Origin of the sequence: Saccharothrix syringae, from assembly GCF_009498035.1 — a bacterium.
In the GTDB taxonomy this organism is placed as follows: domain Bacteria; phylum Actinomycetota; class Actinomycetes; order Mycobacteriales; family Pseudonocardiaceae; genus Actinosynnema; species Actinosynnema syringae.
Genome location: NZ_CP034550.1, coordinates 994,196 through 1,011,101 on the forward strand (window position 1 = coordinate 994,196; position 16,906 = coordinate 1,011,101).

Genomic DNA, 16,906 nt, shown 5'->3' on the forward strand with positions numbered 1-16,906 from the left:
GTTGCTGCCCGTCGACGACCTCGGCGAGCCGGTCCCGCTGCCCGGCCCGCCGCACCGCGTGGTGAGCCTGGTGCCGTCGCTCACCGAGGCCGTGCTCACCGACGTGGCCGAGCCGTCGACCCTGGTGGGCGCCACCGACTACTGCACGCACCCGCCCGACCTGGACGTGACACGGGTGGGTGGTTCGAAGTACCCGGACGTGGACCGCGTGCTGGCGCTGCGCCCGGACCTGGTCCTGGCCAACAGCGAGGAGAACCGGCCCGAGGACGTGATGCGGCTGCGCGCCGACGGCATCCCCGTCTGGGTGACCGCCGCACCCGCGACCGTGCCCGCCGCCCTGGGCTCGCTGCGGCGCCTGCTGGGCACCGCCTGGGACGCCGAACCGCCCTGGCTGGTGGAGGCCGAGCACCTGTGGCGCGAGGTCACCCCACCGCGGGCCCGCGCCGTCGTCCCGGTCTGGCGCAAACCGTGGGTCGTGCTGGGCCGGGACACCTTCGCCGGCGACGTCCTGCGCCGCCTGGGCGTGGTCAACGCCTTCGCCACCCACCCCGACCGCTACCCGCGCCCACCCCTGGCGGACCTCCAGCACGCCGACCTGGTGATCCTCCCCGACGAGCCCTACCCCTTCACCCCCACCGACGGCCCGGAGCACTTCCCAACCCTGCGCCCCGTCCACGTCTCCGGCCGCCACCTGACCTGGTACGGCCCCTCCCTGGTACCGGCCCGCCCAGCCCTGGAAGCAGCCCTGAACGCAGAACTCAACGACGCCGAACGCTCGACACAACCCCCCTGAACGTTCGACTCGCGGGCCCCCAACGCATGACACGCGGGCCCCCAACGCATGACACGCCGGGCTGAGAGCGCGTCCACCCGGCGTGTCATGCGCTCAGACCTCGCGTGTCATGCGTTCAGGACGCGCGAGTCGAACGTTCGGGACCCTCGTGTCGAACGTTCGGGACCCCCGAGTTCCGCGTTCAGGGGCGGAAGCGGTCGGTGGCGGCCAGGAGGGCGCGCAGGGTGCCGGGTTCGTCGAAGGCGTGGCCGGCGTCGGGGACGACCACCAGTTCCGAGCCGGGCCAGGCGCGGTGCAGTTCCCAGGCCGACACGGCGGGCGTGGTCACGTCGTAGCGGCCCTGCACGATCACGGCCGGGATGCCGGCCAGCCTGCCCGCGTCGCGCAGCAGCTGCCCCTCCTCCAGCCAGCCGCGGTGGCGGAAGTAGTGGTTCTCGATGCGCGCGAACGCCAGCGCGTACCGGGGCCGCGCGAACGCCTCGACCAGCTCGGGCCGCTCCAGCAGGGTGACCGTCGCACCCTCCCACACGCTCCACGCCACGGCCGCCGGCTCGTGCACCGCCGGGTCCGGGTCGTTGAGCAGCCGCGCGTAGGTGCCGATCACGTCGCCGTCGGGCGCGAGCGCCGTCACCCGCTCCCACCGCTCGGGGAACAAAAACCCCGCCCCACCGCCGTAGTACCAGTCCAGTTCCTTGCGGCGCAGCATGAACACCCCGCGCAGCACCATCTCGGTCACCCGCTCCGGGTGGGTCTGGGCGTAGGCCAGCGCCAGGGTCGCGCCCCACGACCCGCCGAACACCTGCCACCGCTCCACGCTCAGGTGCTCGCGGATCCGCTCGATGTCGGCGACCAGGTGCCAGGTGGTGTTGGCGCCCAGGTCCGCGCCCGGCTCGGCCGCGTGCGGGACCGACCGGCCGCAGCCGCGCTGGTCGAACAGCACGATCCGGTAGGCGGCGGGGTCGAACAGCCGCCGGTGCACGGGTGCGCAGCCACCGCCCGGGCCGCCGTGCAGGAACACCACGGGTTTGCCGTAGGGGTTGCCGCACACCTCCCAGTAGACGCGGTTCCCGTCGCCGACGTCGAGCAGGCCCTGGTCGTAAGGCTCGGTCTCGGGGTACATGAGTCCCACTCTGCCGCAACGCCGGCGGAAGTGGATCAACCCGGGTTCGGGCCGCCGGCGGGGAGCCCGGCGACGGCCCGAACCGCGCGACCTCAGTGGAAGGTGTGCTCGGGGCCGGGGAACCGGTGGCCCTTGACCTCGGCGGCGAACTGCTGCGCCGCCGACATCATCAGCCCCGCCATGTCGGCGTAGCGCTTGACGAACCTCGGCGCGCGCCCGCGCCGCAGCCCCATCATGTCCTGCCACACCAGCACCTGGGCGTCGGTGTCCGGACCCGCGCCGATGCCGACGGTGGGGATGCGCAGGTCGTGCGTGATCTGCTTGGCGACCTCGGCGGTCACCATCTCCAGCACGACGGCGAACGCGCCCGCCTCCTCCACGGCGCGCGCGTCGGCCACCACGGAGTCGAACGCCTCGTTGCGCCCCTGCACCCGGTACCCGCCGAGCTGGTGCTCGCTCTGCGGGGTGAAGCCGACGTGCCCCATGACCGGGATGCCCGCCCGCACGATCGCCTCGACGTGCGGCGCGAAGTGGCGGCCGCCCTCCAGCTTCACGGCGTGCGCGCGGCCCTCCTTCATGAACCGCACCGCCGTGGCCACGGCCTGCTCGACCGACACCTGGTAGGAGCCGAACGGCAGGTCGGCCACGACCAGCGCCCGCTTCACCGACCGGGTGACGCCGCGGACCAGCGGGATCAGCTCGTCCACGGTCACCGGCAGCGAGGTGTCGTGGCCGTAGACGTTGTTGGACGCCGAGTCGCCGACGAGCAGGACCGGGATGCCGGCCTCGTCGAACAGCTCCGCGGTGTACATGTCGTACGCGGTGAGCATGGGCCACGGCTCGCCGCGGTCCTTCATCTCGCGCAGGTGGTGGACCCGCACTCGCTTCCCGGTCGGGGCGGACCCACCCGCCCCGTTCCCGTAGGGCGCGGTTACCTCGGCAGAAGTCATCGTCGACCGTCCTCCCTCGGGGCCTGCTCCGTCGCGGGTCCCCGGGCTTTCGTTGCACGGTTACCGACCCAGCCTGACACCGCCCGAGGGGGAATTGCGCGGAGTGCGAGTAGCTTCACACGCCCGGCCGCGGCCGGCGCCCCGCGCGGGACGCCGGCCGCGAGGGGTCAGACCTGGGCGGTCGGCAGCACCATGATCTGCCGCAGGTTGACCTGCTTCGGCCTGCTGGTGGCGAACGCGACCACGTCGCCCACGTCGGCCGGGTCCAGCGGCGGCACCTGCTCCCGCCACGCGTCCAGGCTCGCCGACACCTCGGGGTTGTCCATGTGGTCGGCCAGCTCGCTGTGCACCAGGCCGGGCTCGACGTTGGTCACCCGCACGCCCAGCGGACCCAGCTCGGTGCGCAGGTTCGCCGACAGGTGCGTCACCGCCGCCTTGGTCGCGGTGTAGACGGCGTAGGTGGGGAAGGTCAGGTGCGCGCCGACCGACGAGATGTTCACCAGGTCCGCGGCGCCGTCGCGCCCGGCGGCCACCAGGTCGTCGGTGAACGCCTTGATGACGTTGAGCAGGCCCTTGAGGTTGGTGTCCAGCATCCGACCCCACTCGTCGTCGCGGCCCGCGGTGATGGGGTTGGCCAGCATGACGCCCGCGTTGTTGACCACCAGGTCGACCCGCCCGAACGCGGCGTGGACCGCCTCCACGGCCGGCGCGAGGTCGCCGGTGATGTCGGCGGGCACCGCGAGCGCCTGCCCGCCCTCGGCCCCGATCTTCTCGGCCAGCTCGGTCAGCCGCTCGGCGCGCCGGGCCAGCAGCGCCACCCTGGCGCCGGAGCGGGCCAGCACGCGGGCGATCTCGGCGCCGATGCCGCTGGCGGCCCCGGTGACGACGGCGGTGCGGTTGTTCAGGTCGTAGCTCATGACCACCACACTGGCCCCGGTCGGCCGGGGTACCGGAGGCCCCGTTCGTCCGGGGTCCGGCTTTCCTGGGTCTGCCAGTACCAGGATCCGCGCGCCGCGCCCGGCCATACTGGGAGGGTGAACCACGACCTCGGCGAATTCCTCCGCAGCCGCCGGGCGCGGGTGCGGCCCGACGACGTGGGCCTGCCGGTCGGTGGCCGCCGCCGCGTGCCCGGCCTGCGCCGGGAGGAGCTGGCCATGCTCGCCGGCGTGAGCGTGGACTACTACATGCGGCTGGAGCAGGGCCGCACCCCGGCCGTGTCCGACTCGGTGCTCGACGCGGTGGCCCGCGTCCTGCGGCTGGACGAGACCGAGCGCGCCCACCTGCGCAACCTGGTCCGCCCGACGCCGACCAGGCGCCCCGCGCCCCAGCGCGTGCGCCCCGGCCTGCTGCGGCTGCTGGACATGGTCGGCGACGTGCCCGCGTTCGTCATGGGCCGCCGCTCGGACATCCTGGCGTCGAACGCCCTGGCCGACGCCGTGTACGGCTTCGGCGGCCTGAGCGCCGAGGAGCGCAACGCGGCCCGGCACACCTTCCTGCGCCCGGAGGCCCGCACGTTCTACCGCGACTGGCCGTCGGTGGCCGCCGACATGGTGGCCTTCCTGCGGCTGGACGCGGGCCGCTACCCCGACGACGCCCGGCTGGCCGCGCTGGTGGGCGAGCTGTCGGTCAAGGACGAGACGTTCCGCAAGCTGTGGGCGCAGCACAAGGTCCTGGAGAAGACCCACGGCACCAAGCAGCTCCACCACCCGCTCGTGGGCGACCTGGACCTGGACTACGAGGCCCTGCGGCCCGGCGGCGACCCGGACCTGACCCTCAACGTCTACACCGCCCGCGCCGGCTCGCCGTCCGAGGAGCGGCTGAAGCTGCTGGCCAGCTGGAACGCCTCGGTGGACGCCCGAGGGGTCGACGCCTGAGCGGTCAGGAGCAGCGGGTGCCCGCGGGCGGCAGCTCCAGGTCGACCAGGTAGGCGTTCCCGGCGGTGTCGACGCACTCGTCGCCCTGCAGGTAGACGGTGTGCTGGTTGCCCTCGAACGTCAGCAGCCCGCCGCCCAGCTCCCGGGCCAGGCTCACCCCCGCCTCGTAGGGCGTGGCCGGGTCGCCGGTGGTGGAGATGACCAGCACCGGCGGCAGCCCGGGGCCGGGCGCGCCGTCCTGCGCGGTCGGCGGCACCGGCCAGAACGCGCACGGGTCCAGCACGCCCACCGCCGGGTTGCCGTCGTCGAGGAACGGCGCGGCCGCCTTGTACCGGCGGGCCACGTCGTCGAGCACGGCCCGGTCGGTCACCGGCTGCTCGTCCACGCACTTGATCGCGGTGAACGCGTCGGTGACGCTGCCGTACCGGCCGTCCTTGTCGCGGTCGAAGTAGTTGTCCGCCAGCAGCATCAGCACGTCGCCGCGGCCCTCCTTCAGCTCCGCGAGCCCGCTGTTGAGCGGCGCCCACAGCTCCTGGGAGTACATCGCCTGGATCGCGCCGGTGATGGCGTCGTTGTAGGACAGCTGCCGGTCGCCGACCGCCACCGGCCGCTGCACCAGCGGCAGGGTCAGGTCGCGGAACGCCTGGTTGGCCTTGGCGGGGTCGGTGCCCAGGGCGCAGTCCTGGCGCCGCGCGCACCACGCGGCGAACGCGTCGAAGGACTTCTGGAACCCGGCGCCCTGCGCGATCAGCGACTCCACCTGGTCCTGCTTCGGGTCGACCGCGCCGTCGAGCACCAGCGCCCGCACGTTGCCGGGGAACGCCTCGGCGTACTCGGCGCCGATGTAGGTGCCGTAGGAGTAGCCCAGGTAGGTCAGCTTCTCGTCGCCCAGCGCGGACCGCATCACGTCGAGGTCGCGCACCACGTCGCGGGTGCCGACGTTGGCCAGCAGGTCCCGGCCGCTGTACTCGGCGCACTTCTCGGCGTAGCGCTTGTTCTCCGCCTCGGTCTCGGCCACGCCCGCGGGCGAGGTGTCCACGTCGACGTCGAGCCGCTCGGCGTCGCGCTCGGCGTCGGTGAGGCACTGGACGCGCGGCTCGCTCGCGCCGACCCCGCGCGGGTCGAACCCGACCAGGTCGAACCGCTCGCCCAGCGGCGAGGACCGGACGCCGGGCGCCAGGCTCGCGGCGGCGGTCATGCCCGACCCGCCGGGGCCGCCCGGGTTCATCAGCAGCGACCCGATGCGGTCGCCGGTGGCGGGCTGGCGCAGCAGGCCGAGCCTGATGGTCTTCCCGTCGGGCCGCGAGTAGTCGAGCGGCACCTCCAGGCGGGCGCACTCCAGGTTCCGCTTGTTCCTCAGCGCGGCGGCCGAGGACCCGGTGGTCGCGTAGGCGTCGCAGTCCTCCCAGCCCAGCCGCTGGCCGTAGAACCGCTCCAGCCCCGCGGGCACGGCACCGGCGGGCCCTCTCTGCTCCAGGGTGGTCCCGGCCTTCGGCGAACCGGTCACCACCGTCGTGCAGGAGGCGAGGACCGGCAGGGCGAGCAGGAGCAGCAGCGATCGGCGCACACCACGATCGTAGGTGTGACTCGTCGGCCACAACGCCCGCCGCCGGCGCGCCGGGTGAGCGAGAATGCCCTCATGCCTCAGCTCCGACTCGCCCTCGCCCAGGTCAACGCCTGTGTCGGCGACCTGGCCGGCAACGCCGAACTCGTCGTCGAGTGGTCCCGCAAGGCCGTGGAGGCCGGGGCGCACCTGGCCGTCTTCCCCGAGATGGTGCTCACCGGGTACCCGGTGGAGGACCTGGCGCTGCGGGTGTCCTTCGCGGAGGCGTCCAGGCAGGCCCTGGACGAGCTGGCCGGCGCGCTGGACGAGGCCGGGTGCGGCGAGCTGGCCGTGTTCGTCGGCTACCTGGACCGCGACGGCGCCGGCATGCGCAACGCCGCCGCCGTGCTGCACCGGGGCCGCGTGGTCGCCCGGCAGCACAAGCACCACCTGCCCAACTACGGCGTGTTCGACGAGCGCCGCTACTTCACGCCGGGCGACTCGCTGGACGTGGTGCGCGTCCACGGCCTGGAGGTGGGCATGGTGATCTGCGAGGACCTGTGGCAGGACGGCGGGCCGGTCGCGGCGCTGGGCGAGGCCGGGGTGGACCTCGTGGTCTCGCCGAACGCCTCGCCGTACGAGCGCAAGAAGGACGACGCCCGGCTGCCGCTGGTGGCCCGGCGCGCGGCCGAGGCCCGCGCCCCGCTGGCGTACGTGAACCTGGTCGGCGGCCAGGACGAGCTGGTGTTCGACGGTGACACGATGGTGGTCACCGCGGCCGGCGAGCTGGTCACCCGCGCGCCGCAGTTCGTCGAGCACCTGGTCGTGCTCGACCTGGACCTGCCCGGCGGCGCGCCGCGCACCGAAGGCGTGCACGGCGGGTTCACCGTGCACCGCCGGGTCCTGTCGGACGACCCGCTGCCCGCCTACGAGCCGCTGCCCGCGCCGGAGCCGGCCGAGCCGCTGCCCGACGAGGCGGAGGTGTGGTACGCGCTGGTCACGGGCCTGCGCGACTACGTGCACAAGAACGGGTTCCGGTCGGTGGTGCTCGGCCTGTCCGGCGGCATCGACTCGGCGGTGGTGGCGGCGCTGGCCGTGGACGCCCTGGGCGCGGACAACGTGCACGGCGTGTCCATGCCGTCGGGGTACTCGTCGGAGCACTCGAAGTCCGACGCGCGGGACCTGGCGCAGCGCACCGGCCTGCACTACTCGGTCCAGCCCATCGGCGACATGGTCGGGGTGTTCGTCGGGCAGCTCGGCCTGACCGGCCTGGCCGAGGAGAACATCCAGGCCCGCTGCCGCGGCATGACCCTGATGGGCCTGTCCAACCAGCACGGGCACCTGGTGCTGGCGACCGGCAACAAGACCGAGCTGGCGGTGGGCTACTCGACCATCTACGGCGACGCGGTCGGCGGGTTCGCGCCCATCAAGGACGTGCTGAAGACCCTGGTCTGGGACCTGGCGCGGTGGCGCAACACCGAGGCGGAGAAGCTGGGCGAGCTGCCGCCGATCCCGGAGAACTCGATCACCAAGCCCCCGTCGGCCGAGCTGCGTCCCGGGCAGGTCGACACCGACTCGCTGCCGGACTACGAGCTGCTGGACTCGGTGCTGGACGACTACGTCGAGGGCGACAAGGGGTACCGCGACCTGATCGCCATGGGCTTTTCACACGAACTGGTGGACCGTGTCCTCCGGATGGTGGACAAGGCCGAGTACAAGCGCCGCCAGTACCCGCCGGGCACGAAGATCACCTTCAAGGCGTTCGGCCGCGACCGCAGGCTGCCGATCACCAACGCCTGGCGGGAGGGCTGACCCCCTTCCGGTTCCACCCGCCCGACTGAAGACCGGTGCCCCGCCGTCCACCCCGACGGCGGGGCACCGGCGCGTTCCCACCCCTTCGGGTGGTTTGCCCTCCCTCGTCCGCGTCGCCCCCCGCCGGCTCTGACAAGGTCGACTGCGCGGGCTGTGACCTCGGAAAACGCGGCCCGCGAGGTCGAGATCCCCGGAGGACGTCATGCTGAGCAAGGTCACCGCGATCGCCGCCGCCACCGCCCTGAGCACGGTCCTGCTGCCCGCCGCGCCCGCCGTCGCCCAGGAGGGGGTGTTCGTCGGCGGCGCCGGTATCAGCGCCGTGGGCACCCGCTTCGGGTTCGCCGTCTTCGGCGGCGGCGAGAGGGCCGAGGGCTTCGCGATGTTCCGCAACGCCGAGGAGGGCGTCAAGGAGCGCCTCGGCGGCGTGACCTGCCTGGAGGTGGTCGGCAACGCCGCCATCTTCAAGATCAAGGACACCGGCAGCGCCGGCGGCGTGCACCGCCAGTTCTTCGTGCGCGACAACGGCCCGTCCGGGGACGGCAAGCCGACCGACGAGCTGAGCGCCTACGGCGTCCCGTCCAACGACGCGCCCGACAAGTGCGACAAGCCCGACGACAAGATCAAGGGCGAGGTCCTCGAATCGGGTGACGTCGTGATCAAGGGGGAGTGAAGCCGGGTCGGCGCGCCGCCCGCGGCAGCAGCAGCGACACCAGCGCACCCGCGCCGCAGATGACCGCCGTGATCAGGAAGATCTCGTGGTACTCGGTCAGCAGCGCCGAGGTCAGCGCCCGCTCGTAGGCCGCCGCCGCGGCGGCGAACTCCTCCGCCGTCACCCCGAACGGCAGCGGCGTGTCCAGGTCGGCGGTCAGCTCCCGGAACCGGTGCAGGCCCCACGCCGACAGCCCGGCCACGCCGACCAGCATCCCGGTCATCCGGGCCACCACGACCGCCGCCGACGCCACGCCGTGCTCCGCCGCGGGCACCGCCCGCAGCACCGCCGCCGACACCGGCGCGATCACCAGGCCCAGCGCGAACCCGGCCACCGCCAGGTCGCGCCCCAGCACGAACGCCGACACGTCGGCCGGCCACCGCGCCACCAGCAGGTACGCCCCGCAGGCGAGCACCATCCCGGTGCACGACACCCACCGGTCGCCGACCCGACCGGCGACCCACCCGCCGACCAGCGCGCCCACCGGCAGCGCCACCAGGAACCGGGCCAGCACCCCGGCCGCGGCCGCCGAGTCGCGCCGCAGCACGGTCTGCGCGAACAGCTCCACGTCCACGAGCGTCACCATCAGCGCCGCGCCCGCCGCCAGCGACACGCCCAGCGACGCCAGGAACGGCCGCCACGCCACCCCGGCCGGGTCCAGCAGCCGCACCGGCGACCGCCGCTCCCACCACAGGAACAGCGCGAGCACCACCACCGACGCGCCCAGCACCGGCCAGCCCCACGGCGGCAGCACCGCCCGCGACGGGTCCGGGTTGTACAGGCCGACGACCACCAGCCCCAGCGCCAGCGCCAGCAGCGCGCCGCCGACGAAGTCGATCCGCACCGCGCCCCGCGCCGACCGCGGCACGGTCCGCCGCACCACCGCGGCCGCCACCAGCGCCAGCGGCAGGTTCACCCAGAACACCCACCGCCAGCTCTGCGGCTCCAACGACTCGAACGCCGACCACGCGTTGAACAGCGACGCCACCCCGACGCCGTACAGGGTGCCGAGCACGCTGCCCAGCTCCTGCGCCGCGCCGACCACGCCCAGCGCCGCGGCCCGCCGCCCGGTCGACCAGAGGTCCGCCACCAGCGCCATGGTCACCGGCAGCAGCGCGCCGCCGGCCAGGCCCTGCACCACCCGCCCGGCCACCAGCAGCGGCAGGTCGCCCGCCAGCGCGGTGACCGCCGACCCGAGCGCGAACCCGGCCAGGCACGCGTGCAGCACCAGCCGCCGCCCGAACCGGTCCGACAGCTGCCCCAGCAGCGGCATCCCGGCCACGTACCCGAGCAGGTAGCCGGTGACCACCGGCGTCGCGCGCTCCAGGTGGTTCACCGGGATGCCCAGGTCGCGCACCATGTCCGCGAGCACGCCGACCACCACGTAGGCGTCGAGCGCGCCCAGCAGCACCGCACCGGCCCCGGCGCCGATCGCCAACCGGCGCGACCGGGTCACCACCGCGCTCACGCGGGCCGGGTGACGGTCAGGGGCTTGTTGAAGTCGGTGAGGTCGATGGTGACCTTCGCGCCGCCCGGCAGCGTGAACACCGCGTTGACCAGCCTGTCCCCGCGCACCGAGAAGCGCGACGCCACGTCCGCGCCGATGCCGGGCACCAGCCCGCCCACCACGTCCCCGGGCACGGTCGCCTCGACCACCGTCACGCCGTCGTCCGAGCTGACGGTCTTCTCGTCGCGCGCGTCGGCGAGCACCTTGGCCACCCCGCGCTCCGGGTCGAGGATCGCGGTCGGGTCGTACACCTGGCCCGCCAGCGCCGCGGGCAGCATGGTGAACCCGCCGGTGGGGCCCTTGAAGTACAGGTCGTCGCCGACCAGCACGTACTCGACCTCGACGAGCTGGCCGAACTGCTCGACCTTGGCCCGGCCCTTCGACTGCCCCTCGGCGTCGAGGTCGCCCTCGGCGTCCTTGACGGTCACGTCGGGCAGCTCGCCGTCGACCTTGATCACGAAGTGGGTGCTGGTCACCGACCGCATGCCCGCCGCGGCGGAGTCCAGCACCTGCGACCCGGCGGGCAGGCCGGCGCCGCCGTCCCCCGAGGAGGTGCAGCCGGTCGCGAGGGCGAGCAGGAGCGACCCGAGCAGGGCGCGGCGAGGCAGCATGGCCAGATCGTAGATCCCCGGGCCCGCGCCCCGGCGCCGATCGCGGGTGCCTCCCCTTGACCTGCGGGTAAGCTCAGCCGGTGCGACTGCGCAGGCGCGTACCGGCGAGGCGGCAGCGCGGTGCCGGCCGCCCTTACCTAGGCTTCGTGGCATGAACCGCCAGCAGGAGTTCGTGCTCCGCACCCTCGAAGAGCGCGACATCAGGTTCGTCCGCCTGTGGTTCACGGACGTCCTGGGTTTCCTCAAGTCCGTCGCCATCGCACCCGCCGAGCTCGAAGGCGCCTTCAACGAGGGCATCGGCTTCGACGGTTCCGCGATCGAGGGCTTCGCCCGCGTGTACGAGTCCGACATGGTGGCCCGGCCCGACCCGTCCACCTTCCAGGTGCTGCCCTGGAAGACCTCGGAGAACAACCACTACTCCGCCCGCATGTTCTGCGACATCGCCATGCCGGACGGCTCGCCGTCGTGGGCCGACCCCCGGCACGTGCTGCGCCGCGCGCTGGCCCGCGCCAGCGAGGCCGGGTTCACCTGCTACGTGCACCCGGAGATGGAGTTCTTCCTGCTCAAGAGCCTCCCCGAGGACGGCAGCGAGCCGATCCCGGCCGACAACGGCGGGTTCTTCGACCAGACCAGCCACGAGACCGCGACCCACTTCCGCCGCCACGCCATCGAGGCGCTGGAGGCCATGGGCATCTCGGTCGAGTTCAGCCACCACGAGGGCGCGCCCGGCCAGCAGGAGATCGACCTGCGCTACGCCGACGCCCTGACCATGGCCGACAACGTGATGACGTTCCGCTACGTCATCAAGGAGGTCGCGATCACCCAGGGGGTGCGCGCCTCGTTCATGCCCAAGCCGTTCACCGACCAGCCGGGCAGCGGCATGCACACGCACGTGTCGCTGTTCGAGGGCGACCGCAACGCGTTCTACGACGCCGAGGACCCCTACCAGCTGTCGGACGTCGGCAAGATGTTCGTCGCCGGCCTGCTCAAGCACGCCCGCGAGATCTCCGGCGTGACCAACCAATGGGTGAACTCCTACAAACGCCTGATCGTGGGAGGCGAGGCGCCGACGGCGGTGTGCTGGGGCCACGCCAACCGGTCCGCGCTGGTGCGCGTGCCCATGTACTCGCCGGGCAAGTCCTCGTCGCGCCGGGTGGAGATCCGCAGCCTGGACTCGGCGTGCAACCCCTACCTGGCGTACGCGGTGATCCTGGCCGCGGGCCTCAAGGGCATCGAGAAGGGCTACGAGCTGCCACCGCCCGCCGAGGACGACGTGTGGTCGCTGACCGACCGCGAGCGGCGCGCCGCCGGGTACGACAACCTGCCGCAGAACCTGGGCGAGGCGCTGACCGAGATGGAGAACTCCGAACTGCTGCCCGAAGCGCTCGGCGAGCACGTGTACGACTTCTTCCTGCGCAACAAGCGCACCGAGTGGGACGCGTACCGGCGCAGCGTGACGCCGTACGAGCTGCGCACCCTGTTGCCGGTCCTGTGACGAAGGGGGCTCCCGTGCGGGTCGTGCGCACCGAGCACTCGGAGCGGCTAGGTTTGCAGACCGTGACCGAGGTGCCCGCGCGATCGGAAACCCGTCCTGCGTTCATCGCCTGCACGGTGGCCAGGGCCGCCGAGCTGCCCGCGGTGAAGGTGCTGTCCGGCTCGTTCCTGGCCGCCCACCCGGACGCCAGGTTCCTGGCCCTGGTGGTCGACGCCCTGCCGGAGCACTCCGGCCCCGGCCTGGTCACCCCGGCCGACCTGGGCGTGCGGGCCGAGGAACTGGCCGAGCTGGCCACCGGCTGCACCGCCGAGCAGCTGTGCGGCCTGCTGCGGCCGACGCTGCTGGAGCAGCTGCTGGGCCAGGGCGTGCCGGTGCTGTACCTGGACCCGTGGGTGCAGGTCCTGGCGTCGTTGACCGACCTGGTGCTCGACGCCGTGCGGCACGGGCCCCTGGTGCTGCTGCCCAGGTCCCTGCGCCCGCTCCCGGAGGACGGCCTGCGGCCCACCCCCGCCGAGCTGCTGGAGACCGGGGTCTTCGACCCGGGCTTCCTGCTGGTGGCGCCGGGCGCCGAGCCGTTCCTGCGGTCGCTGGGCGAGCAGCTGCGCCGGGCGCCGGACGCGACCAAGGCCGTGCTCGACACGGCACCGGCGCTGGTCAACCTGCACGTGCTGCGCAACGCGACGGTGGGGTTGTCGGCGTGGAACGCGGCGCAGCGCGACCTGCACCGCAGGCCCGACGGCACCCTGACCACGCTGGGCGAGCCGCTGCGCAGCGTGCACTTCGCGGGCTTCGACCCCCAGCGCCCCTGGCTGCTGTCGGCGGAGTTCGCCGACCGGCCGCGCGTGCTGCTGTCGGAGCACCCCCACCTGGCCGAGCTGTGCTCCGCCTACCGCGCCGAACTCGTCCGCCGGGGCCACGCGCCGCAGCAGGTGCGCTACGGCTTCGGCCAGCTCGCCGACGGCACCCGGATCCCCGACGAGCTGCGCGCGGACTACCGCGAGGCGGCCCGCACCCAGCCCGGTTCGGCCTTCAGCCCGGAGGGGTGGGCGCCGGCCGAGCCCGAACCCGAGGTTCAGCCCGAACCCGAACCCGCTGCCGTCGAACCCCCGGCGCCGCACACCAACGGCACCCCGGTCAACGGCCACGTCAACGGCCACGACGTCCAGCAGCAGCTCCCCTTCCCGGAGCCCCCGGCGGCGGACGACACCGCCGAGACACCGGCCGGGGAAGAAGTCGCCGGGGAGGAAGTCGAGGGGGGAACCGGAGAAGCCGGGGAAGGACCCGCTGCCGAGACCCCGACCGAGGAGCCCGGCGACACCGCCCCCGCCGCCGAAGCCTCCGTCGAAGCCACCGCCGAGGTCGCCCCCGCTGTCGAAGCCCCCGCTGTCGAAGCCCCCGCTGTCGAAGCCACCGCCGAGGGCGAAGCCGCTGTCGAAGCCGCCGCTACCACCGAGGCCCCCCCAGCGCCGACTGCCGACCAGGCCCCCACCAGCGCCCCGGCACAGGCCGGCGCCCCAACCCCCACCAGCGCCACCCCACCCCCCGGCCGAACCCCCACCCCACCCCCGGCCTTCGGCCCGGACGGCGGCGCGGCGTTCGTGGCCTGGGCCTGCGAACCGGTTCCCGACCTGCCCGGCAGCACCCGCTGGGCCGCCGCCCTCTGGCGGTCCGACCCGGCGCTCCGCACCCAGTTCCCCGACCCGTTCGGCGCCGACGGCCCGGCCTTCCGCGACTGGTGCGCCGGGGCCGGCGTGGCGTCCGGCCGCCTGCCCGTGCCCGCCGTGCCCCGGTCGCGCGCCGAGGCCCCGGTCCTGCACGACCAGCTCGGCGTCACCGTCCTGGGCACCGGCCCCCTCGCGCGCCTCGTCCACGCCGCCGCCCGCGCCTCCGGCCTGCCGACCTCCACCACCGAGGGCTACCCGGTGGTGGTGCGCGTCGGCACGGGGCAGCCCGTCCCGGACAGCCGCTTCGTGGTCGACTACGTCCTCGACGACGAGCCGGCCGCCGACGCGGACGAGGTCTGGGTCCCGTCCGAGACCACCCGCGCCGCCCGGGAGCGCCAGGGCGGCCCGACCACCCGCGTCCTCCCGCTGCCGGTCGCCGAGGCCGAGGTCGACACGCGCGACCCCGAATCCCACGAACGAGTGATCTTCGGGGCCCTCGCGGACCACGCCATCGACCGCGAGGGCAACGTCCTCGGCGCGGTCTCCGCGTTCCTCTCGGCGTTCCCCGACCGCGCGGACATCACCCTCCGCATCGCGGTCGCCAACGCCAAGGCCCACCCGGAGGCCGCCGAGCGCCTGCGCCTCGCCACCGCCGCCGACCCGCGCATCGAGCTGGTCGACGACCTCGGCCCGGTGGACTGCCTCGTCCACCTCCACCGCGGCGGCGCCGACGACCGGATCGCCCACGCCCTCGGCGGGCACGCCGCCCGGGCCACCCCGATCCTCACCTCCGACCACGGCGCGGTCGCCGAGCTGTTCGACAAGAACTCGGTGGTCTTCGTGCCCTGCCGCCAGGGTGTGGAACCCGACGTGCAGGCCGCCGCCAAGCTCATGCGCGCCATCGCCGACGACCGCTCGACCGTCGCCGCCATCGGGCTCAAGGGGCGCGAGCGCGTCCGCGCCACCCGGAGCACCGCCGTGGTCGGCGAAGTCCTGCGCGAACGCGTCGAGCACGCCTACCGCACCTGGCGCGCCCGCCGGCCCAAGCCCACGCCGACCGTGGACCCGCTGACCGCGCTGCACTCGGCCAAGCACGCCCTGCTCCGCCAGCCCGACGTCGGCGTCGCCAGCCGCACGCCCATGGCGCCGCAGCTGCGCAAGATGGTCCTGCGCGTGCTCGACCACTACGACAACCACATGCGGGACGTGCTCAACTCCCTGGTCGACGGGGTCGAGCGCACCGTGTCCGAGCTGGTCCGCCGCCAGGACGACATCTCCACCGGCGTCGGCCTCGGCGAGCTGGAGGTGCTGCGCGCCGAGCTGGAGCAGCAGGCCGAGCACCAGGGCCACCTCGCCGACCAGCTCGTCGGCGTCGACGACGGCGTGGTCCGGGTCCGCGCGGACATGGCCGGCCAGGGCCGCAGGCTCCGCGAGATCGAGGACGCGCTGGTCGCCGAGGCCGCCAAGCGCGCCAAGCAGACCGACGCCCTGGACCGGCGCATCGAGAAGCTGGCCGTCGCGCTGGAGCGCACCCTCGACCGCATCGACTCGCTGGAGTCCAAGGTCGTCGACGTGCTGCGCGAGCGCGACAGCAGGCTCGACGTCGGCCTGCGCGCCGCCAACCAGGCCCAGCAGACCGCCGACGCGCTGCGGCGGGTGGTCGTCCGCGAGCACGAGCGGCACGGCGACGCGCCGCCGCGCAGCTCGCTCGTGCTGACCGACGTGGGCCTGCTGCGCCTGCCCTCGGACGACGCGTTCATGCTGCCGCTGCTGTCCAGCAACGGGGTGTGGGAACCGGGCCTGTCGGAGCTGATCGACCAGGTCGTCGAACCGGACGGGATCTTCCTCGACGTCGGCGCCTACGTCGGCTACCAGACCGTGCGCATGCTCAGCCGGTTCGGCGCGGGCGGCGCGGTGGTGGCGGTCGAGCCGTGCCCGGTCGCGCGGGCGCTGCTCAAGCACAACGTCGAGGTCAACCTGCCCGAGCGCATCGCCGGGCAGCTGGTCCTGGTGGACGCGGCCGCGTGGGACAGCACCGGTGAGCTGGCCACCCAGGCTTCGCTGACCGGCGGGGTGACGGTGTCGCCGGTGCCGGACAGCGCGCCGGAGGGCATGGCCCGGGTCCGCTCGACCCGGCTCGACAAGGAGCTGGAGGCCGTGCCCTCGTTGCAGGGGCGCAAGCTCTCAGTCGTTCGTGTCGACACCCCGGGCCGTGGTCACCGCGCGCTGGCCGGACTGGTGCGCCTGCTGCGCCGGGATCGCCCGCACGTGTTCATCGAGTTCTCGGCGACGGCCACGCAGGGCTTCGGCGACGATCCGGTCACGGTTCTCAAGGAGTTCCGGATCTGGGGCTACGACCTGGTGCCCGTGGCGACCCGCGAACCGGCGTCGCCGGAGCAGATCGTGGCCGCGATGGAGGGCCTGCGGACCATCCCGCTGTGGCTGCGCCCCCGGCCCGTGGCGCCCAAGGGCCCCGGCCCGCAGGCGTCCGCACCGGCTCGGCAGCCCGCTGACCAGGCGATTTGACTTGATCGGCCGGCATGAGTAACTTTTACCGAGTCGCCAGCAAGACCCCGGAACGAGCGGTTGACACCGCGAATCGGGCCGGGTAGAGTACTGCGGCGTCAAAGCCTTCGGAAGCGAACAAGCAGCACCAGGTGCTGCCTCGGGTCCGGAAAGCAGAACAAACTGAATGCTAAGCGAGTTGATCGCGGAGCCGAGAAGCCGAAACGGCCGATTTGACACCGCGAAAACGAACGAGCTAAGCTTTCAACACAAGCCCCGGAATGAACCGCAGTAAGACGCGGGACAAGATGGTGAGCGCGTGT

Annotated in this window: 12 protein-coding genes; 6 read left to right on the plus strand and 6 right to left on the minus strand. The window is 73.6% G+C overall.

Annotation, left to right across the window (positions count from 1 at the left end; translation table 11 throughout):
- Window position 1 precedes the first annotated feature (1 nt).
- Complete coding sequence (locus tag EKG83_RS04730; protein ID WP_033430332.1) at window positions 2–793, plus strand: helical backbone metal receptor; 792 nt, start codon at window positions 2–4, stop codon at window positions 791–793.
- Between the two features lie 181 nt (window positions 794–974).
- Here EKG83_RS04730 and pip read toward each other — a convergent pair whose 3' ends face one another.
- From pip to EKG83_RS04745, 3 genes are all read right to left on the minus strand, one after another.
- The gene (pip, locus tag EKG83_RS04735; RefSeq protein ID WP_033430331.1) at window positions 975–1,913 is read right to left on the minus strand and encodes a prolyl aminopeptidase; all 939 of its coding nucleotides are present in this window, start codon (window positions 1,911–1,913) and stop codon (window positions 975–977) included.
- A 92-nt stretch (window positions 1,914–2,005) separates the two neighbouring features.
- Window positions 2,006–2,863 carry a 3-methyl-2-oxobutanoate hydroxymethyltransferase gene (panB, locus tag EKG83_RS04740; RefSeq protein WP_033430330.1) on the minus strand — a complete coding sequence of 286 codons (858 nt, stop codon included), beginning with the start codon at window positions 2,861–2,863 and terminating at the stop codon, window positions 2,006–2,008.
- Window positions 2,864–3,030: 167 nt separating this feature from the next.
- Window positions 3,031–3,780 (minus strand): SDR family oxidoreductase, encoded by a 750-nt coding sequence (locus EKG83_RS04745; RefSeq protein ID WP_033430512.1) that lies wholly within the window; start codon window positions 3,778–3,780, stop codon window positions 3,031–3,033.
- Between the two features lie 117 nt (window positions 3,781–3,897).
- Between EKG83_RS04745 and EKG83_RS04750 the strand changes: the two genes are divergently transcribed.
- The gene (locus EKG83_RS04750; protein ID WP_033430329.1) at window positions 3,898–4,737 is read left to right on the plus strand and encodes a helix-turn-helix transcriptional regulator; all 840 of its coding nucleotides are present in this window, start codon (window positions 3,898–3,900) and stop codon (window positions 4,735–4,737) included.
- 4 nt (window positions 4,738–4,741) lie between these two features.
- Here EKG83_RS04750 and EKG83_RS04755 read toward each other — a convergent pair whose 3' ends face one another.
- Window positions 4,742–6,304, minus strand: coding sequence for an alpha/beta hydrolase (locus EKG83_RS04755; protein WP_051765467.1), 1,563 nt, complete (start codon window positions 6,302–6,304; stop codon window positions 4,742–4,744).
- Between the two features lie 72 nt (window positions 6,305–6,376).
- Here EKG83_RS04755 and EKG83_RS04760 point away from each other — a divergent pair, with 72 nt between their 5' ends.
- Both EKG83_RS04760 and EKG83_RS04765 read left to right on the plus strand, forming a co-directional pair.
- Window positions 6,377–8,092: an NAD+ synthase gene (locus tag EKG83_RS04760; protein WP_033430328.1), complete on the plus strand. Its 1,716-nt coding sequence runs from the start codon at window positions 6,377–6,379 to the stop codon at window positions 8,090–8,092.
- Window positions 8,093–8,294: 202 nt separating this feature from the next.
- Entirely contained in the window at window positions 8,295–8,762 is a 468-nt protein-coding gene (locus tag EKG83_RS04765) for a hypothetical protein (protein ID WP_033430327.1), read from the plus strand.
- Here the strand turns inward: EKG83_RS04765 and EKG83_RS04770 are convergent.
- Together EKG83_RS04770 and EKG83_RS04775 are read right to left on the minus strand one after the other, a co-directional pair.
- Complete coding sequence (locus EKG83_RS04770; protein ID WP_051765465.1) at window positions 8,749–10,269, minus strand: MFS transporter; 1,521 nt, start codon at window positions 10,267–10,269, stop codon at window positions 8,749–8,751. The genes EKG83_RS04765 and EKG83_RS04770 overlap by 14 nt on opposite strands.
- Window positions 10,266–10,919: an LppX_LprAFG lipoprotein gene (locus tag EKG83_RS04775; RefSeq protein WP_033430326.1), complete on the minus strand. Its 654-nt coding sequence runs from the start codon at window positions 10,917–10,919 to the stop codon at window positions 10,266–10,268. Before EKG83_RS04775 ends, EKG83_RS04770 begins: the two co-directional genes overlap by 4 nt.
- Before the next feature lie 151 nt (window positions 10,920–11,070).
- Here EKG83_RS04775 and EKG83_RS04780 point away from each other — a divergent pair, with 151 nt between their 5' ends.
- Both EKG83_RS04780 and EKG83_RS04785 read left to right on the plus strand, forming a co-directional pair.
- Complete coding sequence (locus tag EKG83_RS04780; protein ID WP_033430325.1) at window positions 11,071–12,414, plus strand: glutamine synthetase family protein; 1,344 nt, start codon at window positions 11,071–11,073, stop codon at window positions 12,412–12,414.
- Window positions 12,415–12,476: 62 nt separating this feature from the next.
- Window positions 12,477–16,604, plus strand: a complete 4,128-nt coding sequence (locus EKG83_RS04785) for an FkbM family methyltransferase (protein ID WP_153277876.1) — start codon at window positions 12,477–12,479, stop codon at window positions 16,602–16,604.
- Window positions 16,605–16,906: the final 302 nt, after the last annotated feature.